The following is a 22,585-nucleotide window of genomic DNA, read 5'->3' as shown; positions in this document are numbered from 1 at the left end:
AAAAGCCGGTCATACAAACATAACTTTGGTTTATAGGCAAATTATTTAAAGCATAGGAGGAATACGTCTTATGTAGAACCGCATATTAAATTTTAGCTTACATTAGAGGCATGGATAGCGGCTTAAAAAAGAGTGGGAATGAATAAACTATCACACGTGAATGGCAGTGAAGGGAACAAAGTAATTGGCGTTTTCGACATCTTCGGTTAAACAATCCATCCGCGCTTAATACCCATTTTCGCGAGCAATAAGAGGCCTATTGCAATAACGAAGACACCACCTTGCATAATCAGTACGCTACTACCCAGAACAGCAATCGCATCAACGACCACAAAAATACCGATGTTTTGCACAACTAAACCCACTATGGAAAGCATAAACAAAGGAGATGCAAAGGCTTTTTTAATCAGCAGCGCAACACATCCAAGAGCACCAGTGAAAACGGCAAGCAATGAAGCATAAGACGACCATATTGGTGTATCAGTATACATCTGTTGCTGCTCCGCGGGGAGCGCGGCTATGGCCTCAGGGGTGAGCATAAAATTCATAATGACAGCTACCGCGCCCAATAAATTCCATAATAGTGCAACTACGGCAACAATGTTAAACCATACAGGGGCTTTGTTCATAAGGGGGTTCTCCGAGCTCGGTATATTAATCCTGTACACTACCCATATGTTATAAAAATGTAAATGGCTAAAGTTGTTTTTAAAAACTAAGCAGTTTGATATTCGCGAAACGCGCAAACCTGCTAATATTAACAAGCCTAAATCAAAGCACCACAACGCAATATGAAAATACCTTGGAGACACCTTGCAATCGATCATTAACGATATAGCCGAGCAAATGGCGCAATCACCAGACAAAGGCATAGTTGCTTCCTACATTCCTCAACTTGCGAAAATCGATCCAAATCAATTTGCCATTAGTGTTGCGCTCCCAAATGGAGAAATATATAGCGCCGGCTGCGCGCAAACGACATTTTCTATTCAGAGCGTTTCAAAAGTATTTACCCTCACACTCGCCCTTGGCAAGTTAGGGGAGAGTATTTGGTCACGTGTTGGCCGAGAGCCTTCCGGCGACCCATTTAACTCTATCGTGCAGTTGGAGCATGAGCATGGCAAGCCTCGTAATCCGTTTATTAATGCTGGCGCGATTGCCGTTGCAGACGCTATTATGCAGGGCCATCAGCCCAAAGAAACCTTAGCTGAAATAGTTCAGTTCATCCGCTTTTTAGCCAACGATGAAAGTATTGTTATTGATGAGAAAGTGGCGCGCTCTGAGGTTGAAACAGGCACGCGAAATGCTTCATTAGCCTATTTCATGGCGTCATTTGGTCTGTTTGAAAATTCTGTAGATGCCGTACTAGGCACCTACTTTCATCATTGTTCAATAGCGATGAATACGCATCAATTAGCCACAGCAGGCTTATTCTTGGCGAACAATGGTATTAATCCAAGTACGGGTTATGCTGTCGTGTCACCGCAACGCGCTAAACGTATCAATGCACTGATGTTAACGTGCGGCCATTACGACGGTTCAGGTGAGTTCGCCTTTAGAGTTGGCTTACCGGGCAAAAGTGGGGTCGGCGGCGGAATATTAGCAATTGCGCCAGGCAAGGCATCAATTGCCGTTTGGTCACCCGGCTTAGATGTTATCGGCAATAGCAAACTTGGCACTGAGGCACTTGAACTATTTGCGTCTAAAACCGGATGGTCTGTATTTGGCCAATGATGTGATTGGCCAATGGTAAAAAATCAGCAAATAGCGGCTGTCATTTGCTGCACAAAATCTACGTAAGCATTTGCGTCTTCAGGAGCACCTTTCAGCTTTAAACGATCGGCATAAGCAAGTCTAGCGCTCATTACTAACCAAAATATTGCACTAATCAAACCAAAAAAGCGCCACAAGTTTGATTTTGCCCACTTAAGTGCAAATGTAACCGACAACACATACAACACAAAGCCACCAAGCTTAGATGATGCCCAGCCGTTCACAAACGGATAAAGGTTAAGGGGATTAACTACGACCATGTATGCAGCGGTCAGAATGAACAAGGTATATAAAATGTGCGGTCCTATTTTTAGAACCTTGTTATTCGCCGCGTCTGATTTTTTCATCGTTAACACAAAGCTAATGAGGAAAAAAACAAAGGTCAGTAAAATTATAGTCAGATGAGTGTGCTTTACTATCGTGTACATGGCATTCATTCCTTGGCGTTTTTATTCTTGTTATAACTGCTCAAATGCAATCTAGCCCATACTATTAGCATCCACCCCGAAATAATAGGGGTCAGAGTTAATTAAATTCAGCCTGCGTTCAGTTAACAAGCACTATCTTAGCGCCCCTACTCAAGCATCGTTTGTGTTAACTTGGTCTTTAAACGTTTTAATAAGGTCAATGTAAGCCTGCAAATGATGTTTTTATCTCATCCAGTAAATTAAGGAAAATTTCGAATGAAAAAACTTATACTAACAACGTCTTTGCTTACCGTTGCCAGCCTCAGCGCTTTTGCACAAGACACTTTCACATCGTCAGTGTCCGGCTCTTATGCTGATTCCGACAACGTCGACCAATACAACGTTGTGGGCAGTTATTACTTTTCTCCGGTCAGCACCCGCAAAGGCCCGCTTGCAGAAGCCGTGTTTTTAAATCGTTCAAACTCAATTAATGCAGGCTTCAACCGTTCAGAGGTAGACTTTGGCGGCAACTCAGACTCGTTCAATTCTTGGAGAATAGGCGGTACAGTTCATGTTGAAGATTCCGGTCTATTCCTAAATGCTGGTATCGCTCACGCTAACGGCAGCGACAGTGCAAACTATGGCTTAGGTGCAGGATACTATTTAACTAAAGACTGGACAGTGGGCATAAATACAAACTTTGATGAGGATTTAGAATACTCGGGTGTTATCGTTGACACCAAAAAACTGTATGATCTGGGCGGCGACACGTATCTCAATCTAACCGCTAGTATTAACAACCCAGAACAAGGCAGCACGGGATATGCCGCTGGCGCTGACTATTACCTTAACAAAAACTTATCCGTCGGAGTCGGCCGTTCTTGGTCAGGTAGCTTCACAGACGGAACAACGGCACTAAACACGAACTGGTTCTTTACAAATACGGCATCCGTTAGTTTTAGCATTGCTAGAACTGAAATTGATTCTTTTTCGGACAACACATTTAACCTTGGTGCAAGCGCACGATTTTAGGATTGCTTTAGTTCTTCATACTATGTATTTTAAGCTTGGGACCCGAAAAGCAAACAATGTACCTTGTGTTTTGCTCAATTTGTCCCAAGCTATATATACGAAACGTATAAAACGTAAAAAAAGCAAAAAGGAAAACCTATGAAGATAAATGTTTCAGGTCATCACTGCGATATCTCGGAATCACTTAAAGAGGATATCGAGCAAAAATTCGAAAAAATAGCTAACCATTTTCCTACTCTAATAGCCCTAGATATTTTTGTGACAAAGGAGCACGGCGAGTACAGTGTCGAACTAGCAACCAAATATGAAGGTACTAGCATAGCTGTCAAAGGCAAGAATGACGTAATGTATCCAGCCATTTTTCAAGCTCGGAAGAAGCTAGACGCTGCTCTTAAACATCGAAAAGGTCAATTGAAGAGCGACCTCCATGAAAAGCCCACGGTAACAACACCAGAAATTGCTCACGAAATCATTCAAGACATGGATTTAAAATAAATTCTACGTTGTCCCTTTTATAAAAAATAAGATACGCAGTGTTTTGTCTAGTAAGGCAAATACTAGCTGCGTATCACCCCTCACCCACTTAAACGCCACAAGCAATTATTGCGCAATAAACGATTAATCTCTATGCTCTTTCAATCGCGATCCCAACACCCGCACTTACACTTTTAACACAACATTTGGAACCTTTTATGACCGTCGCTATTGATGCTAATTCAACGACTTTTGGCACTTTACTTGGTGTCGCTGACGGCGGCGTTTGCTCTTATTCAAGTGATTATGAAACTGCAAACGAAGCTGAATACCCTAATCGCTCAGCCTATAGAAGCTATTATGACGGCATTTATATGGGTTACAAATGGCAATGCGTTGAATTTGCAAGGCGCTGGCTTTACGTGAATAAAGGCTACATATTCAACGATGTAACGATGGCATATGAAATATTTAATCTGCGCGACGTTAGAGAAATTCATAGCAACACAAATCTGCCCTTAAACGCTTTCAAAAATGGTTCGCAGAGACATCCAGAACCTGGCGCTATGTTGATATGGGACGAAGGCGGTGATTTTGAACATACCGGTCATGTCGCTATCATCAGCGAAGTGCTGCCGAATGCGATTAGAGTTGTTGAGCAAAACATGGATTTCGCGAAATGGAAGGATGGCTGCAATTATTCGCGCGAGATAAGTGCAAAAATTGGAGAGCAAGGCGATTATTGGCTGCATTGTCCACCTAAAGAAGGGCAAATTTTAGGCTGGATGCTACAAACAGATGATGAATTGCACAGCGAGCACACACCAGAAGTAAATACACAACTATATAACGTGCAGTTGTACGAACATAAAACGACGGCAACAAATTCGCGCCCTTGGTTAAACATCGCCAATGAAGATGAAGCAGCCTACGTTACGATGATGAAAGGACATTGGTTAAGTTCGGTCAAAGAAGACTTCAATCTTTATTATGGTATTTCACAAACCGCTGAAGCACTACTAGAAACCGCTACCGACGAACTGCATGGTATATTTATGCAGGCAACAGATTATGTACTTCAACACCCCGAAATGCTTGCATCCTTTGGCTTTCCTCCCGCCATCATCCCACGCATTAGGCAGTCGTGGGACAACCGCTTAAACCAGCTTATAACGAGTCGCTTCGATTTTGCCCTTTCAGAAAATGGCTTAAAGGTTTACGAGTACAACTGCGATTCAGCATCTTGTTATATGGAGGTTGGTAAGATTCAAGGAAAATGGGCTAAACACCTCAATATAAAACGAGGAGAAGACGCAGGTAAGAATTTATTCTCTGATCTCGTTGCTGCATGGAAAAAGAGCGATGTGAAAGGCAAGGTTCATGTTCTTCAGGACTGCGATCCCGAAGAGGATTATCACGCATTATTTATGCAAGAAGCAATTCAAACTGCTGGCATAGAGTGCGAACGGGTTGTTGGCCTTAACTCACTTAAGTGGAACGAAGACGGTATTATTGTTGATGCTGCAGGCGTGCCGGTAAAATGGATTTGGAAAACGTGGGCGTGGGAAACCGCGTTGGAGCAGCTTAGACAAGAAATAGTCGACTCTGCAGAAGACAGTTTTATTAACAGTCCAAATGCAAGAACCGGTGATACACCAAAGCTTGCCGATGTGCTGTTGCACAAAGACATTATGGTTTACGAACCAATGTGGACCTTAATTCCCAGCAACAAGGCGATACTTCCAGTGCTATGGGCACTGTTTCCCAATCACCCTTGGTTGCTTGAAACCAGTTTAGAATTGACTGAAGGGCTGAAGCAAAAAGGCTTCGTGTCAAAACCTATCGTTGGTCGCTGCGGGGCTAACATTCAGCTAGTGGATGAAAACAATCAAACCTTAGCAGAAAAAGGCGGCAACTTTGGTGAACGAGATTACGTTTATCAACAGCTCTGGCCCCTTCCAAAAGTCGGAAAATACTTTGTTCAAATATGCACGTTTACAGTAGCAGGAAATTATTCTGGCAGCGGTGTTCGTGTTGATCCTACGATGATTATTGGAAAAGATAGCGACTGCATGGCATTGAGAGTGCAAGACGATGATTGAAAGTAGTCTTCGACTAAAGTGATTGGGTGTATACTATTGGGCTATCCCTGTTTTACGTTTAATAGGGCATTAACTAAGTTATTGGAGTTATTAGTTGAAAACTTTTTCCTGTCAATGTGGAAACACGCTGTATTTTGGCAATACGAAATGTATTCAGTGCGGTCTTTTTGTTGGATTCATTCCTGATGTTCAGCAACTGAGTGCCTTCACCAAAACAGCAGATGACGTTCTGTTAGCTTCTAACAACGGAAAGCAGTACAAGCCCTGTAAAAACTATGCAATACATGATGTATGTAACTGGATGGTAGAAATTGACGATCCTAATGAATGCTGCGTATCGTGCCGCTTAACGGAAACGATACCCAACTTAGACGATACTGAAAATCGCCGTTTGTGGTTCTTATTAGAGCAAGCCAAGCGTCGGTTTTTATATTCCGCTATTAAGTTGAAGCTGCCGATTTTAAGTGGCGAAGAAGACCCTAAACATGGTTTAGGTTTTGATTTTTTACAAGATCAAACTGAAGACCGATTCGGTAATGAGCTCACCATTAAAAAGTTTGTTACAACTGGTCACAGTGATGGTTTAATCACTATCAATATTAACGAAGCAAACCCCGCAAAACGCATTAAGCTTCGTGAAAAGATGAATGAAAATTACAGAACGCTATTAGGCCATTTTCGACATGAGTCAGGTCACTATTATTGGGATAGACTGATACGCGATACCGAGCATTTAAGCGAATTTCGAACGCTCTTTGGTGACGAGCGGCTAGATTACCAAGAAGCAATGAACCATTACTATGAGAATGGTCCAGCTGAAAATTGGAAAGACGTTTGGATTAGTGCATATGCAACCATGCATCCATGGGAAGATTGGGCTGAAACTTGGGCACACTATTTTCATATGGTCGACACACTCGAAACTGCAAATAGTTGCAACGTAAGTATCGCTAACGCAGAAATTATTAGTCTATATACAGCAACCAAAACACACAGTAAATTAGATACCGAAATTAGCTTCAGTAAACTTTATAACGATTGGTGCGCGTTAACTGGTGTCATCAATTCGTTGAATCGAAGTATGGGAATGGATGATGCTTATCCCTTTGTTATTTCGATAACAGCCTTGAATAAGCTCAGGTTTGTGCATCAAATAATTATGGAACTCACAGAATCTTCGTAGTCTAAAAATTCAACATCTGCTCGCTTAAAAAACAAAATATGCTATGGTAAATTCCAGAATAAGCTAGGAGCAAGGAAAACTATGGCAATTCGTTGGGGTAATTACAAAGTTTCACATCTGCACGATGAACTCATTGAGAAAGCGGGCAAACCAAGAGATTATTCAAAAGATTTATGTGAATATCTTCATGCACTTAGCGACAAAGAAATCAATGAACTAAAGGTCGCTTCAGAATCTGCTATCCACACCATGGGCATCACATTCAGGGTTTATCACGAAGAAGAAGGCTCAATTGACAGAGCATGGCCTTTCGACATTCTTCCTCGCTTAATTGATGCTAAAGAATGGGTTGAAATTGAAGCCGGCTTAAAGCAGCGAGTCAAAGCCTTAAACATGTTCATTGACGATCTCTACAACGACCAAAAAGCAATAAAAGATGGTGTTTTCCCCGCTGACTTGCTGAAAAATTCTAAAAACTTCCTGAAGGAATGCAAAGGTTTTAGCCCTCCTCACGGCGTTTGGGCGCACATCTGCGGCTCAGATTTAGTGCGGGATGACACCGGCCAAGTATATGTGCTTGAGGATAATCTGCGAGTGCCTTCCGGCGTTTCGTATATGCTTGAAAACAGACAAGTAATGAAGCGCGTGTTACCAGAAATGTTTCAGAAGTACAATATACTGCCGGTTGACGATTATCCATCGCAGCTGTATGACATGCTAGCTGAAATGTCTCCGCGCAAAATAGAAGAACCTGAAATAGTGGTGCTCACTCCTGGCATCTACAATTCAGCTTATTTTGAACACGCCTATCTTGCACAGCAAATGGGGGCAGAATTAGTTGAAGGAACAGATTTAGTCGTTGAAGACGATGATTGCGTTTACATGCGAACTATCAACGGTTTAGCACGTGTCGACGTTATTTATCGTCGTATTGATGATTGGTTTATTGACCCAGAAGTATTTAGTCCTGACTCTCTCTTGGGCGTCAAAGGCCTTATCAGAGCTTGGAAAGCAGGCAATGTAGCTTTAGCTAATGCACCCGGCTCTGGTGTTGCAGACGATAAAGTTGTATACGCATATGTGCCACAGTTAATTGAGTATTACCTGGGCGAAAAAGCGATTTTACCTAACGTACCAACCTACAAATGCAACAATAAAGAAGAGCGCGACTATGTGCTTGAAAATATTGAAAAAATGGTAGTGAAGCCCGCTAACGAATCAGGTGGCTATGGCATGTTGATTGGGCCTCATTCAGACAAAAAAGAACACGATAAATTTAGAAAGCTGATTAAAGCTGATCCTCGTAACTATGTTGCTCAACCGATGTTAATTCTGTCGACAGCACCGACAATGGTTGGTACGAAGGTCGAGCCCAGACACCTAGATTTACGCCCATTCATTCTATCTGGTAAAGATGTCAAGGTAACAACTGGCGGACTAACACGAGTAGCGTTAGTGAAAGGCTCAACAATTGTTAACTCGTCACAAGGTGGTGGTAGTAAAGACACGTGGATAGTGCAAATGGAGGAGAAATAACATGTTATCGAGAGTAGCAAACAGCTTATACTGGTTAGCCAGATATTTGGAAAGAGCAGAAAATACTGCGCGTCTAATAAACGTAAATTCTCACTTGTTATTAGACCTTCCCACCAGCGTTAAATTAGGCTGGGAGCCTATCGTTGATATCTTGTCTTTCAGAGACAAATTTTACGAAACTTACGACGTCGCAGACGAAAGCAGCGTAATAAAATTTATGGTCGTTGACAAAGAGCATCCTGGTTCAATTGTTAGCTCCATTTCTTCTGCTCGTGAAAATGCCCGTACCTTGAAGGAAATTATTCCCAGAGAAGCGTGGGAACAAATAAACGAGCTTTACTTGTTTGCAACAGAGAATAGCGCCGATGCGTTTAAACGACGCACAAGATATCAATATTTATCAAAAATTGTACTCGCAAACCAAACAATTACCGGCTTGCTGGCAGGCACAATGACCCATGACGAAGCCTATTCCTTCCTGCGTATTGGACGTAATTTAGAACGCGCAGATATGACAACACGTATCATTGATGTTCGTTCGGCTTCTTTATTGCCAGATGTAGAAAATGAGTCAGCGGCTTTTAGAAACATTCAATGGATGGGTGTACTCAAGTCGATGACGGCTTACCAAATGTACCGACGAGAAGTGCGTGTGCGAATTAACCGTGAGGATGTGCTTGAATTTTTATTATTAGAGTCGCGTTTTCCACGTTCATTAATTCATGCAATCGAGGAAGTGGAGCGCTGTATTTCTGAATTACCGCATAATAGAGAAGCGGTTGATAAAACTCGCATTCTGCGCACTCAATTAGTAAATGCCAAGCCTGCTCAGCTGTCACAAGAAAAGCTGCACGAATTTGTAGACGACATGCAGGCAGGTTTAATTGAAATCAGTGACAAAGTAACAGAAACATATTTTTAAAACGTAATTCATCAAATGTTACAGAATCGTAGTAGTAAACTTAGGCTGATAGAGTAATATCGACTCAAATGTGAGCTCGTCGTATCAAAAGAACACCATAAAGGAAGTAGTAAATGGACATATTGTTTGATTATATCTTGACCGTAGAGGTTGCGATCGTTGTTTTAGTGTTGGTCTTCTTAAGAAGCAGCATTAAATTTGTGCCTCAAAATAGAGCCTACGTCATTGAACGATTTGGTAAGTTTCAGTCGACCAAAGAAGCCGGTCTGAACTTCATTTTACCTTTTATCGACCGTATTTCAGCTGACCGTTCATTGAAAGAACAAGCGGTTGATGTGCAAGAGCAAAGTGCTATCACCAAAGACAACATTTCGTTGATGGTCGACGGTGTTTTATATTTCCGAGTCATGGACCCATACAAAGCAACCTATGGCGTTGAAGATTATGTGTTTGCAGTAACACAGTTAGCGCAAACCACCATGCGCTCTGAATTAGGTAAAATGGAGCTCGACAAGACCTTCGAAGAAAGAGATATATTGAACTTAAATATCGTAACAGCAATTAACCAAGCCGCAGGTCCTTGGGGAATTCAAGTAATGCGATATGAAATTAAAGACATTATCCCGCCGGGCTCCATCATGGAAGCAATGGAAGCGCAAATGAAGGCCGAACGAGTAAAACGTGCGCAAATCCTAGAGTCTGAAGGTGATAGACAGGCTGCTATTAACCGCGCTGAAGGTGAAAAAGCATCGGTAGTACTGGCCGCTGAAGGTGATAAATCAGAACAGATCTTGCGAGCGCAAGGTGAAGCATCAGCAATTGTTGCAGTAGCAGAAGCACAAGCCGAAGCACTCAAGAAAGTAGGTGAAGCCGCGAATACCGACGAAGGTCAAAAAGCTATTCAGCTGGACTTGGCGACTAGAGCAATTGAAGCTAAGAAAGCAATAGCCAAGGAGTCGAGTGTTATTTTGTTACCTGACTCAAGCACTGAGGCGGCATCTGTAGTGGCTCAAGCCACCAGCATTATTAACGCTCTGAGTAAAAAAGGAGTTTAATATGGAATGGGCTGCTAGCAACTTAATTGAAAGCATACTGATCATCGGCATCATATTACTGATTGTTGAAATTGTCGTGTTGGGTTTTAGCACTTTTTTCCTGTTCTTTACTGGCTTAGCGGCTCTCGCAACAGCCTTGATCATGTGGGCTGGACTGATTCCTGAAACGCTGCATTCGGCCTTAATTTCAATTGCTCTTTTCACTGTAGTGTTTGCTGCTTTACTTTGGAGAAAGCTCTCAAAATTACAGAATAAAGTGGATCACAAGCGGGCTGATTCCGACCTAATTGGACATACATTCGTGTTAAGCGAAAACGTAGAAGCTGCATTGCCAATGAAGGACAAGCCTCAGTATCAGTATTCAGGCATCAACTGGTACTTGAATGCTCATGAGGACTTGGCAAAAGGCACCCTAGTAGAAGTGATTCAGGCTGATGTTGGTTCATTAGTGATCAAAGCTAAACAATCGTAGCTAGTGGTTGAAGTTCAGTAGCTTGAACCTCAATATAAAGCCTGGTTTTAGACGGGATCAGTATAGACGCTAACCATTAAGCTAAGGTCTTCCAGCCCCAGGCGATGCTACTTTCAACATCTCTATTTTGCCGCCTCTGCTAGCGCTAACGATTGATGCTTCAGAACTCTCTGCCGTCATCATAAACAAAGTTTTACCGTCATCTCCGCCCAGCATACAGGCATAACAATTTTGACTCGTATTCACTACCTGTAAGACTTCACCACCCTCGGCGAGTAGCACACACTCGTTGCCGACCGCATTTGCTACCCATATATAGCCATCCGCATTCATGCAAATTCCGTCAGGTGCTCGGGCACCAGTTGCAGCCCACTCTCTTCTATTTGTGAGTTCACCGTTTTCAAGAATATCGAACGCAGTTAATCGCAAACCTAAGGTTTCGGCGACAATTAGTGTTTTTCCATCGGGCGTAATAACAGAACCATTTGGGAAGCTCATACCGCCACTCGCAACGCTAACCTCTCCTTGCGGAGTTACTCGAACTATATTGGCTTTTGGATGACTGGCGATCACGTCGGCTACACCGCGTGTTTGCAATTCGTGATCAAGATTAAAGCCAAAGTTCCCTACGTAAGCATTACCGTGCTTATCCACTACCATGTCGTTGCATAAATGCTTTGAGTATTGAGATAAGTTAGCGTGCAAAACCAACTTATTTTTCTCGAGTCTTTTTAAAGCAAGTGACTCCATGCAGACGAACAGTAATCGTCCATCAGGCATCCATCCTAGGCCAGAGGGCTGTTCATCCAACTGCACTTCTAATTTAACCTCACCTTTAAGGTCTGCCGATTTAATTGCTTTATCATAAAAATCGCTATACCAAAGTCTGCCTTCATGCCAACGAGGGCTTTCGCCGAAATAGAGTCCGTCAATAAAGGTAGATGTGTGCGTCATGATGAATGTCACTTTTTTAGTTAAGTGCAAAAAGAGTAAACGATGTGCCAGATCTATTCAATAAACCATGGAAACAAAACTTACTGCTTCATATTCAGCTTGAGTAGTTTGCGACGAAATTAAAAACTTGGCTGCACGCACATTAATGCAGTCATCCGTATGGATACATCGAGCATTTCAACTCGTTTAGTTGCCACCACCTACGAAAGGTGCACCTATGTAAACCAGTGTCTTGTGCGATTAGCGAACCATACAAGCGACAGCATAACGGGCACTTCAACAAGCACACCAACCACCGTTGCAAGAGCTGCGCCTGAATGCAGACCAAATAATGAAATCGCAACTGCAACCGCGAGTTCAAAGAAATTAGATGTGCCAATCATACAAGCGGGTGCAGCTATCTTGTGTGGAAGCTTCATGCGCTTTGCCAACCAATAAGCAATCGCAAATATCCCGTAAGTTTGGATCAGCAACGGTATCGCGATTAGCACGATAGCTTCCGGTTTGGATAATATGGTGTCTGCTTGGAAACCGAACAATAAAGTTACCGTTGCTATCAAACCAACAATAGACCATGGCTTCATTGTGCTCAGAAATTTATCGACCTTTGAATGGTCATCGCCGTTATCTAGGACTTTTCGTGTGAAGGCTCCGGCTAGCAGAGGCACCAGCACATAAAGTACAACCGACAGCAAGAGTGTATCCCAAGGCACGGTAATATCAGTAACGCCGAGTAATAAACCTGCAATTGGAGCGAAGGCGAAAATCATAATGATGTCGTTAATTGAAACCTGCACGAGCGTGTAGTTAGCATCGCCCTTAGTCATCTGACTCCAAACGAAGACCATTGCGGTGCAAGGTGCTACGCCAAGCAGTATCATCCCGGCGATGTATTCTGTTGCGGTTTCAGGATCAACCCAATCGGCAAACAACACTTTAAAGAATAACCAACCAAGAAAAGCCATTGTGAATGGTTTAACTAGCCAATTTATCACCAGCGTCAACACCAAACCTTTTGGCCTTTTACCGACGTCTTTGATTGATGAAAAATCGATTTGTACCATCATCGGATAAATCATTAACCAAATGAGAACAGCGATAACAATATTAACATGCGCAAATTCCAGCTCTGCAATCACAGCAAAGGCGTCGGGTACAATCGAACCCGCAATAATGCCTGTGATAATCGCAAGTCCTACCCAAACGGATAAATAGCGTTCGAACAATCCCATCATAAACTCCTTATCATCACTTTTGGTTAACGCGCTGACTTACCTGTTCTGCGGTTTCTACTCGCTCGGAATAACGGTCAACAAAATAGTCTTTATTATCACGCAGCAGTAAGGTGAATTTCATCAACTCCTCCATGACGTCCACAATACGATTATAATAAGGTGATGCTTTCATTCGGCCATCTTCTTCAAACTCCAAAAATGCTTTTGCAACGGAAGATTGATTAGGGATAGTGACCATTCTCATCCAACGACCTAAAACACGCATTTGATTAACCGCATTGAATGATTGAGAACCACCACAAACTTGCATAATAGCCAAGGTTTTGCCTTGAGTAGGACGCACGCCTCCCATATTTAATGGCACCCAATCGATTTGACTTTTCAGAATTCCGGTCATTGCTCCGTGACGCTCGGGTGAACACCATACCTGCCCTTCAGACCAGATCATCAGTTCACGCAACTCTTTCACTTTGGGATGTGAATCATCTTCTGTATCCGGTTGAGGTAATCCAGTCGGATTAAAAATACGGGTTTCTGCACCAAAGGCATTCAAGAGTCGAGCACTCTCTTCAACTGCTAGACGACTGAATGAACGTTCTCTGAGCGAGCCATATAAAAGCAATATTCGAGGTTTATGCGTTGAAGAGCTTAGCTGCATAGCGTTTGTAGATGGTATATCGAAAGCGCTCTCTTCAATATTGGGTAATGTGGGTTGTTGCTCTGACATTAATTGGCACCCACAGCGGCAAGAGCGGCTTTAAGTTCGGTTTTATTCAAGTTTTGTTCCGCAATATCTTTCAGCTTGTGGACGCGTTTTATTATTTCGTCAATACAGACCAAAAACGCTGTTTCTATTTCTGACTCGTCGCCCGTTATCTTTGAAGGATCGGTCAGACCCCAATGCACCTGTAAACTATTGCCAAAATACACAGGGCACGTCTCATTAGCAGCAGAATCACAAACAGTGACGACAAGATCTGGCTCAAAGTTTTCAAAGTCGTCCCAAGACTGGCTTTGCAAATTTTCAATAGAGTGACCCGTTTGCATAAGATACTTTAGCGATAGAGGATGCACCTCACCAACGGGTTGGCTGCCCGCACTTTTCGCGTCAATTACATCACCCGCGATACTGTTGGTGATGGCTTCAGACAAAATGCTTCGGCATCGATTATGAGTACAAATATAAAGAATTTTCATGCGCGCTTTCATGAGTAGTCGCCTTTGATTAACAACAAGAGATAGAGGAAGATTGCGATGCAACCAATTTTTGTAATGCTGCACTAATATAGTCAGCATTATGCTCCGCAGCATTGACGATGACATCACTAGCCCACTGCGGCAAATCAGGATTTAACTTGTAAAATACCCATTTACCACGTCGTTCATCAATTAAAATACCGCACCTACGAAGCTGCGCTAAATGACGAGATGTTTTAGGTTGATCGAGGTCAAGTGCCTCCATTAAGTCACAAACACACGTCTCACCTACTTGGACAATGAGTAGCAGTGATTTCAATCGAGTCTCGTCTGCGAGACATTTAAAAAAGGTACAAGGATTCATCCGAAGTACATGTGGGAAATAACATATGTGTAATTTCGCATATGAATAAAACTCAGTCAATCGGTAATTTAAAAAAGCGGCTGAATATGGGCATGTCCGGCTTTCAAGTAAATCATCAGAGGCTCTGTATAACACTAATGTCTATGATCACTCGCTTTCACATTTTACCTTTTCGTTGTACTTTATATAGATACCCAAGCTGTATTCATTAATCGCAAATAACAAATTGGAAAGCAATCATGAGTGTAAATAGCGTTGTAGTATTAAGTGCCGTTCGTTCAGCAGTAGGCACCTTCAGTGGCAGTTTAAGTTCCATTGAACCAGCAGAACTCGCTGGGCAAGTCCTAACACAAGGCATTGCAGCTTCAGGCGTTGAGGCTGACAAATACGAATCAATCATCATGGGTAATACTATTCCAACCGAATCACGCTTTCCGTATGTTGCGCGCGTGGCGTCAATTCAGGCTGGAATGTCACTTAATTCAACCGCAATGGCCTTGAATCGCTTATGCAGTTCAGGTTTGCAAGCGGTTGTAAGCTCGGCTCAAGGCATTATGCTCGGCGATCATGAACTTGCTATCGGTGGTGGCGTTGAAAATATGTCCCGCGGTGGTTATTTATCTCCGGCTATGCGTGCAGGAGCCCGAATGGGTGACAGCAGCATGATTGACATGATGGTGGCAACTCTTACCGATCCTTTCGGTGTTGGCCACATGGGCATTACTGCAGAGAACTTAGCATCAAAATGGGACATTAGCCGAGAGCAGCAGGATGCTTTCGCTGCAATGTCTCATGCTCGCGCTCATGCGGCGATTGAAGCAGGTTACTTTACTAGTCAAATTGTACCGGTAGAATTGAAAAGCCGTAAAGGCAGCACGTTTTTCGAAGTTGATGAACATGTTAAGCCAGGTACTACAGCAGAATCGCTTGCCGGAATGCGCCCAGCGTTTAAAAAAGACGGCAGTGTAACGGCTGGTAATGCATCAGGTATTAATGACGGCGCATCCTTCTTAACTCTAGCAAGTGAGAACTACGCTAATAGCAATAATCTTGCTCCAATTGCTAGAATAGTATCTTACGCAGTTGCTGGTGTACCTAATGATGTTATGGGTGAGGGCCCTATTCCAGCTTCAAAAGCTGCGTTAATCAAAGCCGGTTTAACGATTGCCCAAATGGACGTAGTTGAGTCAAACGAAGCGTTTGCAGCACAAGCCCTAACCGTGGCGAAAGGCTTAGATCTCGACCCTGCAAAAACGAATCCGAATGGCGGAGCGATCGCTTTAGGTCATCCTATTGGCGCATCAGGCGCAGTTATTGCCACTAAAGCCATACATGAACTCCATCGTACGGGTGGTAAATATGCACTTGTTACGATGTGTATAGGCGGCGGACAGGGTATTGCGGTAATTTTTGAACGTTTATAAATATCTTCATACTAGCCGATAAAAGCCATGCGCAATATTGATGGGTTATAAAGGCTTCAAGTTATGTGGCATTTTTTATTAAAAGCTCGACATTTAATGTCGAGCTTTTTGATCAATTACTCTAACGTAGCTCTTTAACGAATTAAGCTCCTAGATGAATCTTGATGGGGCTTGAACCTTTTCGAGTTAATGCTTTATCCAACATAGAGCGAAACTCTTCAGTATCATTAGCGAATAAGATCCCAACCCCTTCATCACTAGCGTGCACTACTATGCCTTTTTGCGTCACGCAACCGTCACCCATAAATTTATTGGCAAACCTAAGGCGGACAAAATCACTCACTTTCAGTTCAGGGGAAGATAACTCTATAAATGCGCCAAAGGGATCAATATTCCGTGTACAAGCATCCTTCACTTGTTTTCCTTTACATTGAAGGTGAACATCTAAAGTGAGAGGAATTCTAGTATAGGTACGATGATAAAGAGACATGCTAACTCCTATAAGACGTATTGAATTTTCAATATATTTATTTCTTTGTAGGGAGTATAGCTCTGCCTTTTTAAATAATATTGACTTCAATCAACTTTGCAAACTTACCAATCCAAACGGTGGCAACATCGCTTTAGGGTCATCTTAGTGCATAGTGAACCGATATAACTTGGGCCTTTAAAACCTTTGCTTCATTGACTATTTCACGTGACATCAAAAACAGGGTATATTGTGAATTAACTTGAATACGTGAGATTAAAATTAATCAATAACAACGTGTATTCGATAAAGGTGAAGCCTTACTAAAGTGTAAACTAAACTTACGGTAAGTCTGTCGCGCACTTTGCAACCAGTATAAAGAGTCAGTATGGTTCAAATATTATCTTTGCCTTTATTTATCACTTCTAGCATTAGCTTGATTTTGAGCTTTTTCTTCATTCTTTTATATTTTCGATTAAAGTCTCACCAAGAAGAATCGGTGACGCACTACTTTATCTTTGCCCTTGTTGCGCTGGTTACTGGTATTTTTTTTAGTGCCTTTGCTGTGTTACTTAATTCAGGCGAAAACCTAAATTACCTCAATATTTCCAATCGTGTGACCATCATCACTGCAATGTTTACCATTTTGTTGAGCCTGCATTTCTATATGGTGTTTTTGAATTACAGAGCCCCCGTTTTGCTTAAATGGTGCTACGTCATATGCGGCATATTTTCATTGTTAACGGCAGTGCCAAATCAATACTTCTTAAGTAAAGCATTTTACTCTACGTCAGAATATTACACGGGCTTAAAGTATGGCCCTTTATTTCAATTGTGGGGAGCTTGGATATTAGTCTTAGGAATTTATTGTATTTTTATTCTCGTAAAAGTTTATCTCCGCCAACAAAACACACACGAAAATGGCGCAACTAGCACCGTGCAGTCGCTGTTAGTTGCAAATACAATATGGTTGATAACTGGCGTTTGCGATACGCTCACGGGAATACAAGTTATTGATTTTCCGCCATTAGCATGGGTTGGCTATTTTTTGGTAATTTGTTGTATAGCGTGGGTTCTTGTTCTTCATATCGACAAACTCTACGAAGATAGACGCCAACTTAACAACCGTCTTATGTATGACCATCTAACCCAAGCATTCTCCCGCAGTTATTTAGAGATCCGCTTAACGGAAGCGATTAATTTAATGTCGCGAAATGAATTGAATAACTTGTCCGTTTGCGTGTTTGACATAGACAACTTTAAGCACATCAATGACCAGCACGGCCACGCAAGTGGTGATGAATTGCTTAAGCAAATAACAAAAATGATAAAGGATAATATTCGACCAGTTGATTGTATTGCCCGATTAGGTGGTGATGAATTTGTAATTTTGTTCTCTGAGAAGCAAGAAGAAAATAATGCATTTATGATTGTTGAACGAATTCGAGAACACATATCAGACAGATTATTTGACAGCGGAACCCATAAATTCAACGCCTCCTGCTCTTTTGGAATAGTCACCGCAAAACATGAGCAGCTAGCAATCACTGATTTGGCCAATCAAATGCTATCTTGCGCAGATGAGGCGCTGTATATGGCCAAACATGAAGGAAAAAATACAATTGGTGTTAGCACTTTGCCAGTTTGTTAGTTGGCAACATGAGTAGAGCGTTTTGCATCACCTTGATATTCGCAATTATCTTTTTGCTCTTTACACACTGTCACAACAGAAAGCATCAACATTATCCATTCTAAATTTCAAACAAACCGCGACGACCTCTGAACTCGCTCGGCGAAACCCCAACGGATTTTTTAAAGCGTTTTGAAAAGTTAAAAATATTTGGATACCCCACATAGTTTGCGATATGTGAAATAGGCCATTGTGTATTCAACAATAGATTCTTTGAGCGCTCCATGCGCAGGTAAATAAGCTGCTGCATAGGGCTTTTGGCAAACTTTGCTTTGCACAAACGATGTAAGTGGGGTGGAGAATAATGAACAAGCTTGCACATTGCATCGATACTCCAATCAAACTGCAGGCGCTTTTCAATTTCCTGAAATAGGCCTTGCAGCCTGTCCTCAGTGTGATTTTGCAAATGTTCCTGCAGTATCTGAGTTGTAAACGTGAGATCTAAATAGTGCTGTAGAATGGGCATGACGCCCTCACGCAAACTATCCTTAGGTTCGCTATACAAAAGCTCCATCGCTAGGTGCAGGGGCTCAAGCTGTTGATTCTCTAATACCACTGCTTCGCTCAACGCCGCTTGTTCCCAGCGTTTGCTATTGGCTAAATTTATCCAAAAAATGTCCCAATGTTTTGCCGCAATACTTACGGCAAAAGCTTGTTTTGCCGGCAAAATTGCCAGCGTATGCGGGGTTAAATCATATTGCTTATTAATGGTTGTTAATTTTCCTTGTCCGCTTAGCGTGTAAAATAAGGTATGGTCAGGGGGTGCCGTGCGCGCAACACAATATTTTCCGGACAAGTTAGAACAACCCGCAAGCTCTATGTCTAAAGACTTAATTTCTGCCATTGTAGCCGAACTAATAAAGCGCTCGTAACAGCTGGGGCCGATATCCAGTATGTCTCTTATTTTATTGTGCATGAGTAAGCGTGATAGTTTTGGATAAATATTTGATAGATTTAAGCATAATCTAATTATCTAAACTTAGCTATATTGGCACTATAATCATTAACACTTCGTTAGTGGGCCAAAAATATTGGTATCACTGGCAAAAATGCTGAATAGTTGCAAGGAACATCATGAATTCATTACAACATATTCTTCAACGTCGTGACTGGGAAACGCCTTTGTCGGTGCAAGTAAACCAACAGAAAGCGCACAGCCCACTCAATGGCTACAGGACAGTTGAGGATGCTCGACAAAAGCAGCACCCGCAAAAACGCTTGTTAAATGGACAGTGGGATTTCAAATTAATTGCTAAGCCAGAAGATGTTGATGATTCGCTGTTATCCGATTATGTAGACGATTGGAAAACAATCGCGGTGCCTTCCAATTGGCAGCTTCAAGGGTTTGATAAGCCTATTTACTGCAACGTAAAGTATCCTTTTGCAGTGAATCCTCCGTATGTGCCAACAGAAAACCCAACGGGTCTTTACCGTACTGAGTTCGAGATAGAGGAAGCGCAGTTATCTCAGCGCAACCACATCATTTTTGAAGGTGTGAATTCTGCCTTTCACTTATGGTGCAACGGTCAATGGGTGGGCTATTCACAAGATAGTCGTTTACCGAGCGAGTTTGATTTAAGTGCGTTCCTAGTGGCGGGTAAAAATCGCATTTCAGCCATGGTCATTCGTTGGAGTGACGGAAGTTACCTTGAAGACCAAGACATGTGGTGGTTAAGCGGTATTTTTCGCGATGTTGTATTGCTTAGTAAACCACAAACGCGAATTTGTGATGTGTTTATTACACCGGACTTAGACGCTTGTTATCGTGATGCAAGCTTGTCAGTAAAAACAGTTGTGAAAAGTAATGCAGGTGCTGCTCAGCTAAAAGCACATAGCGTTTCAGTGCAAATATTTGATGGTGACACTCCTATCTGTGACCCGCAAACACAAAAGACAAACAACAAGCGTGTCGATGAAAAAGGCGGATGGGACGATGTCGTTTTCCACCACATTGATATTAAAAACCCTAAAAAATGGTCGGCCGAAACGCCGTATTTGTATCGCTGCGTTGTGAGTTTGCACGATGAAGAGGGCAAGATTGTAGATGCAGAAGGCTACGATATTGGGTTTAGGAAGGTTGAAATTACGAATGGCCAGCTTCTTGTGAACGGCAAAGCCCTGCTCATTCGCGGCGTAAATCGACACGAACATCATCCCGAAAATGGTCATGCGGTGAGTGAAGCAGACATGCTCGCCGATATTAAGTTAATGAAGCAAAACAACTTTAACGCTGTTCGTACCGCTCACTACCCAAATCATCCGCGTTGGTACGAACTGTGTGATGAGCTCGGTTTGTATGTTGTCGATGAAGCCAATATTGAAACTCACGGCATGTTTCCAATGGGCCGTTTGGCCTCAGACCCACAGTGGGCTGGCGCTTTTATGTCTCGCTATACACAAATGGTAGAGCGTGATAAAAATCATGCATCAATCATCATTTGGTCTTTAGGCAATGAATGTGGTCATGGCCCAAACCATGATGCAATGTATGCCTGGTCAAAAAGCTTCGATCCATCACGCCCAGTGCAATACGAAGGCGGTGGCGCAAATACAAGCGCAACAGACATTATTTGTCCAATGTATTCAAGAGTTGATACTGATGTTAAAGATGACGCGGTACCTAAATACGCCATAAAGAAATGGCTTAGTTTACCTGGCGAAACACGGCCGCTTATTTTATGCGAATATGCTCATGCGATGGGCAATAGCCTGGGTAATTTCGATGAGTATTGGCAAGCATTTAGAGAATATCCACGCTTACAAGACGGCTTTGTATGGGACTGGGTTGACCAAGGGTTATCTAAAGTTGATGACAACGGTGAGCATTATTGGGCTTACGGTGGTGACTTTGGTGATGACTATAACGATCGACAGTTTTGCATCAACGGTCTATTGTTTCCTGATCGCACAGCCCACCCAAGTTTGTATGAAGCAAAATATAGTCAACAGCATCTGCAATTTACGCTAACGCCAACGTTAGATGGGCATCAACAAACTGGATACAGCTTAAGTATCTTCAGTGATTATCTGTTTAGGCACACTGATAATGAAAAAGTAGTTTGGCGCTTACTGCAAAATGGCGTAGAAGTTGAGCAAGGAAGTTCAGCACTCAATATTGCCCCACAAAGCTCTGCAGTCATGAGTATTAACCCTAGCACCGAATTCAAGGCTGGTTGCCAGTATCATCTTAATGTTGATGTTGAGCTAGTTACGGACTGCAGCTTTGCATCTGCCGGACATATTATGGCAACAGAACAATTTAGCGTGGCAAATAGCAAGAGCCTAAGTACTGCATCTGATGCATCTATAACTTCTATAAGTAGCACTACATCACCATTAAAGGTCAATGATAGTGGTGACGCTATTATCATTGATGGCGATGATTTTACGCTTAGTTTTGACCGCCAAACAGGGCTTATCAATAAATGGCAGCACTGCAGTAAACCTGTCATTGTTCGTCCATTAGTGGACAGTTTCTATCGAGCGCCACTTGACAACGACATTGGTATTAGCGAAGTTGATAATCTTGATCCAAATGCATGGGGTGCTCGTTGGCTGCTTGCAGGGCTTGGCGCATGGCAGCGAACTTGTCGACAAATCAGCGTTACTTTATCCCCATCTGACGTTCGAATAACGTGCTTATTCGACTATGAACATAAAAGTGCCGCTTCAAGTATTGTTCAAGCTCAAACGCGCTGGTTGTATACTATAAATAACGAGGGTAAGGTTGCTGTTGATATTGATGTACGTTTAAATGAAGCACTACCCCCACTTCCTCGCGTGGGCGTTAGTTTAGCTGTTAAAAAGACAAAAAACCCACAGGTGAGTTGGTTAGGTTTGGGGCCTTTTGAAAATTACCCTGACCGCAAGGCAGCAGCGCGTTTGGGCTTATATACCTTATCTATAGACGAGCTTCATACACCTTATATTTTTCCGACAGACAATGGTTTGCGCAGCGACTGTAAGCTAGTGAAAGTTAACGATCTGGAAGTGACCGGCGAGTTTTTATTTGCGGCAAGTAAGTATTCACAAAGCACATTAACAACGGCCAAACATACCAATGAGTTAGTGGCTGATGATGTTATTCATTTGCACATAGACCACCAGCATATGGGTGTGGGTGGTGATGATTCATGGAGTCCGAGTACGCACAAAGAATATCTACTTGAAAATAAGCATTATCGCTATTCATTGTTCCTGAATGCTCAGAAAATGATAAAGTAGTTATGATTGAAACCCTTGGTAGCGGTGTTTTTTAGGGCGGACTTTCCGCGTTAAAGGCGATTTTGGACAATT

Annotated in this window: 21 protein-coding genes; 12 read left to right on the top strand and 9 right to left on the bottom strand. The window is 42.4% G+C overall.

What is annotated here, in order from left to right; translation table 11 throughout:
- Positions 1-206 precede the first annotated feature (206 nt).
- Complete coding sequence (locus tag GNIT_RS01175; RefSeq protein ID WP_014107279.1) at positions 207-629, bottom strand: hypothetical protein; 423 nt, start codon at positions 627-629, stop codon at positions 207-209.
- A 217-nt stretch (positions 630-846) separates the two neighbouring features.
- On the opposite strand from GNIT_RS01175, the gene GNIT_RS01170 reads away from it, so the two are divergent.
- Positions 847-1,734: a glutaminase gene (locus GNIT_RS01170; protein WP_420492357.1), complete on the top strand. Its 888-nt coding sequence runs from the start codon at positions 847-849 to the stop codon at positions 1,732-1,734.
- A 23-nt stretch (positions 1,735-1,757) separates the two neighbouring features.
- Here GNIT_RS01170 and GNIT_RS01165 read toward each other — a convergent pair whose 3' ends face one another.
- Positions 1,758-2,201: a SirB2 family protein gene (locus tag GNIT_RS01165; protein ID WP_014107277.1), complete on the bottom strand. Its 444-nt coding sequence runs from the start codon at positions 2,199-2,201 to the stop codon at positions 1,758-1,760.
- A 255-nt stretch (positions 2,202-2,456) separates the two neighbouring features.
- Between GNIT_RS01165 and GNIT_RS01160 the strand changes: the two genes are divergently transcribed.
- The 8 genes from GNIT_RS01160 (at position 2,457) to GNIT_RS01125 (ending at position 10,956) form a co-directional block, all read left to right on the top strand.
- Complete coding sequence (locus GNIT_RS01160; RefSeq protein ID WP_014107276.1) at positions 2,457-3,212, top strand: putative porin; 756 nt, start codon at positions 2,457-2,459, stop codon at positions 3,210-3,212.
- Positions 3,213-3,350: 138 nt separating this feature from the next.
- Complete coding sequence (gene hpf, locus GNIT_RS01155; RefSeq protein WP_014107275.1) at positions 3,351-3,707, top strand: ribosome hibernation-promoting factor, HPF/YfiA family; 357 nt, start codon at positions 3,351-3,353, stop codon at positions 3,705-3,707.
- Between the two features lie 197 nt (positions 3,708-3,904).
- Positions 3,905-5,788 (top strand): glutathionylspermidine synthase family protein, encoded by a 1,884-nt coding sequence (locus GNIT_RS01150; RefSeq protein ID WP_014107274.1) that lies wholly within the window; start codon positions 3,905-3,907, stop codon positions 5,786-5,788.
- A 94-nt stretch (positions 5,789-5,882) separates the two neighbouring features.
- Positions 5,883-6,971, top strand: coding sequence for a zinc-binding metallopeptidase family protein (locus GNIT_RS01145; protein WP_014107273.1), 1,089 nt, complete (start codon positions 5,883-5,885; stop codon positions 6,969-6,971).
- Between the two features lie 81 nt (positions 6,972-7,052).
- A complete protein-coding gene (locus GNIT_RS01140; protein ID WP_014107272.1) occupies positions 7,053-8,507 on the top strand; it encodes a circularly permuted type 2 ATP-grasp protein in 1,455 nt (484 codons plus the stop codon).
- A gap of 1 nt (position 8,508) precedes the next feature.
- The gene (locus GNIT_RS01135) at positions 8,509-9,429 is read left to right on the top strand and encodes an alpha-E domain-containing protein (RefSeq protein WP_014107271.1); all 921 of its coding nucleotides are present in this window, start codon (positions 8,509-8,511) and stop codon (positions 9,427-9,429) included.
- 113 nt (positions 9,430-9,542) lie between these two features.
- Complete coding sequence (locus tag GNIT_RS01130) at positions 9,543-10,484, top strand: SPFH domain-containing protein (RefSeq protein WP_014107270.1); 942 nt, start codon at positions 9,543-9,545, stop codon at positions 10,482-10,484.
- A gap of 1 nt (position 10,485) precedes the next feature.
- Positions 10,486-10,956 carry an NfeD family protein gene (locus GNIT_RS01125; protein WP_014107269.1) on the top strand — a complete coding sequence of 157 codons (471 nt, stop codon included), beginning with the start codon at positions 10,486-10,488 and terminating at the stop codon, positions 10,954-10,956.
- A gap of 81 nt (positions 10,957-11,037) precedes the next feature.
- Here the strand turns inward: GNIT_RS01125 and GNIT_RS01120 are convergent, their stop codons facing one another.
- From GNIT_RS01120 to GNIT_RS01100, 5 genes are all read right to left on the bottom strand, one after another.
- Complete coding sequence (locus GNIT_RS01120) at positions 11,038-11,910, bottom strand: SMP-30/gluconolactonase/LRE family protein (RefSeq protein WP_014107268.1); 873 nt, start codon at positions 11,908-11,910, stop codon at positions 11,038-11,040.
- A gap of 215 nt (positions 11,911-12,125) precedes the next feature.
- Positions 12,126-13,142 carry an ACR3 family arsenite efflux transporter gene (gene arsB, locus GNIT_RS01115; protein WP_014107267.1) on the bottom strand — a complete coding sequence of 339 codons (1,017 nt, stop codon included), beginning with the start codon at positions 13,140-13,142 and terminating at the stop codon, positions 12,126-12,128.
- 16 nt (positions 13,143-13,158) lie between these two features.
- Positions 13,159-13,872, bottom strand: a complete 714-nt coding sequence (gene arsH / locus GNIT_RS01110) for an arsenical resistance protein ArsH (RefSeq protein ID WP_014107266.1) — start codon at positions 13,870-13,872, stop codon at positions 13,159-13,161.
- On the bottom strand, positions 13,872-14,342 hold the full coding sequence (locus tag GNIT_RS01105; RefSeq protein ID WP_041246549.1) for an arsenate reductase ArsC: 471 nt from the start codon (positions 14,340-14,342) through the stop codon (positions 13,872-13,874). The genes arsH and GNIT_RS01105 overlap by 1 nt, the downstream gene beginning before the upstream one ends.
- 28 nt (positions 14,343-14,370) lie before the next feature.
- Positions 14,371-14,706 carry a metalloregulator ArsR/SmtB family transcription factor gene (locus tag GNIT_RS01100; RefSeq protein WP_041246251.1) on the bottom strand — a complete coding sequence of 112 codons (336 nt, stop codon included), beginning with the start codon at positions 14,704-14,706 and terminating at the stop codon, positions 14,371-14,373.
- 239 nt (positions 14,707-14,945) lie between these two features.
- Between GNIT_RS01100 and bktB the strand changes: the two genes are divergently transcribed.
- Positions 14,946-16,130, top strand: coding sequence for a beta-ketothiolase BktB (bktB, locus tag GNIT_RS01095; RefSeq protein ID WP_014107263.1), 1,185 nt, complete (start codon positions 14,946-14,948; stop codon positions 16,128-16,130).
- 142 nt (positions 16,131-16,272) lie between these two features.
- Here bktB and GNIT_RS01090 read toward each other — a convergent pair whose 3' ends face one another.
- Entirely contained in the window at positions 16,273-16,545 is a 273-nt protein-coding gene (locus tag GNIT_RS01090; protein WP_014107262.1) for a hypothetical protein, read from the bottom strand.
- Positions 16,546-16,987: 442 nt separating this feature from the next.
- Between GNIT_RS01090 and GNIT_RS01085 the strand changes: the two genes are divergently transcribed.
- On the top strand, positions 16,988-18,250 hold the full coding sequence (locus tag GNIT_RS01085) for a GGDEF domain-containing protein (RefSeq protein WP_014107261.1): 1,263 nt from the start codon (positions 16,988-16,990) through the stop codon (positions 18,248-18,250).
- 100 nt (positions 18,251-18,350) lie between these two features.
- Here the strand turns inward: GNIT_RS01085 and GNIT_RS01080 are convergent, their stop codons facing one another.
- Positions 18,351-19,205: a helix-turn-helix transcriptional regulator gene (locus tag GNIT_RS01080; RefSeq protein ID WP_041246249.1), complete on the bottom strand. Its 855-nt coding sequence runs from the start codon at positions 19,203-19,205 to the stop codon at positions 18,351-18,353.
- Between the two features lie 158 nt (positions 19,206-19,363).
- Between GNIT_RS01080 and GNIT_RS01075 the strand changes: the two genes are divergently transcribed.
- Positions 19,364-22,513: a beta-galactosidase gene (locus GNIT_RS01075; protein WP_014107259.1), complete on the top strand. Its 3,150-nt coding sequence runs from the start codon at positions 19,364-19,366 to the stop codon at positions 22,511-22,513.
- The last annotated feature ends 72 nt before the right edge of the window (positions 22,514-22,585 follow it).

This window comes from Glaciecola nitratireducens FR1064 (assembly GCF_000226565.1).
GTDB lineage: Bacteria > Pseudomonadota > Gammaproteobacteria > Enterobacterales > Alteromonadaceae > Glaciecola > Glaciecola nitratireducens.
The sequence above is the reverse complement of the archived record's forward strand: the minus strand, read 5'-3'. Positions and strand labels throughout refer to the sequence as shown.

Bases quoted from the DNA above. Each gene is read 5' to 3' on its own strand.
- GNIT_RS01120 (WP_014107268.1), bottom strand. From the start codon at position 11,910: ATGACGCACACATCTACCTTTATTGACGGACTCTATTTCGGCGAAAGC.
- GNIT_RS01075 (WP_014107259.1), top strand. From the start codon at position 19,364: ATGAATTCATTACAACATATTCTTCAACGTCGTGACTGGGAAACGCCT.
- GNIT_RS01175 (WP_014107279.1), bottom strand. From the start codon at position 629: ATGAACAAAGCCCCTGTATGGTTTAACATTGTTGCCGTAGTTGCACTA.
- GNIT_RS01135 (WP_014107271.1), top strand. From the start codon at position 8,509: ATGTTATCGAGAGTAGCAAACAGCTTATACTGGTTAGCCAGATATTTG.
- GNIT_RS01100 (WP_041246251.1), bottom strand. From the start codon at position 14,706: ATGAATCCTTGTACCTTTTTTAAATGTCTCGCAGACGAGACTCGATTG.
- arsB (WP_014107267.1), bottom strand. From the start codon at position 13,142: ATGGGATTGTTCGAACGCTATTTATCCGTTTGGGTAGGACTTGCGATT.
- GNIT_RS01130 (WP_014107270.1), top strand. From the start codon at position 9,543: ATGGACATATTGTTTGATTATATCTTGACCGTAGAGGTTGCGATCGTT.
- bktB (WP_014107263.1), top strand. From the start codon at position 14,946: ATGAGTGTAAATAGCGTTGTAGTATTAAGTGCCGTTCGTTCAGCAGTA.
- arsH (WP_014107266.1), bottom strand. From the start codon at position 13,872: ATGTCAGAGCAACAACCCACATTACCCAATATTGAAGAGAGCGCTTTC.
- GNIT_RS01105 (WP_041246549.1), bottom strand. From the start codon at position 14,342: ATGAAAATTCTTTATATTTGTACTCATAATCGATGCCGAAGCATTTTG.
- GNIT_RS01085 (WP_014107261.1), top strand. From the start codon at position 16,988: ATGGTTCAAATATTATCTTTGCCTTTATTTATCACTTCTAGCATTAGC.
- GNIT_RS01165 (WP_014107277.1), bottom strand. From the start codon at position 2,201: ATGTACACGATAGTAAAGCACACTCATCTGACTATAATTTTACTGACC.
- GNIT_RS01140 (WP_014107272.1), top strand. From the start codon at position 7,053: ATGGCAATTCGTTGGGGTAATTACAAAGTTTCACATCTGCACGATGAA.
- GNIT_RS01080 (WP_041246249.1), bottom strand. From the start codon at position 19,205: ATGCACAATAAAATAAGAGACATACTGGATATCGGCCCCAGCTGTTAC.
- GNIT_RS01170 (WP_420492357.1), top strand. From the start codon at position 847: ATGGCGCAATCACCAGACAAAGGCATAGTTGCTTCCTACATTCCTCAA.
- GNIT_RS01125 (WP_014107269.1), top strand. From the start codon at position 10,486: ATGGAATGGGCTGCTAGCAACTTAATTGAAAGCATACTGATCATCGGC.
- hpf (WP_014107275.1), top strand. From the start codon at position 3,351: ATGAAGATAAATGTTTCAGGTCATCACTGCGATATCTCGGAATCACTT.
- GNIT_RS01160 (WP_014107276.1), top strand. From the start codon at position 2,457: ATGAAAAAACTTATACTAACAACGTCTTTGCTTACCGTTGCCAGCCTC.
- GNIT_RS01150 (WP_014107274.1), top strand. From the start codon at position 3,905: ATGACCGTCGCTATTGATGCTAATTCAACGACTTTTGGCACTTTACTT.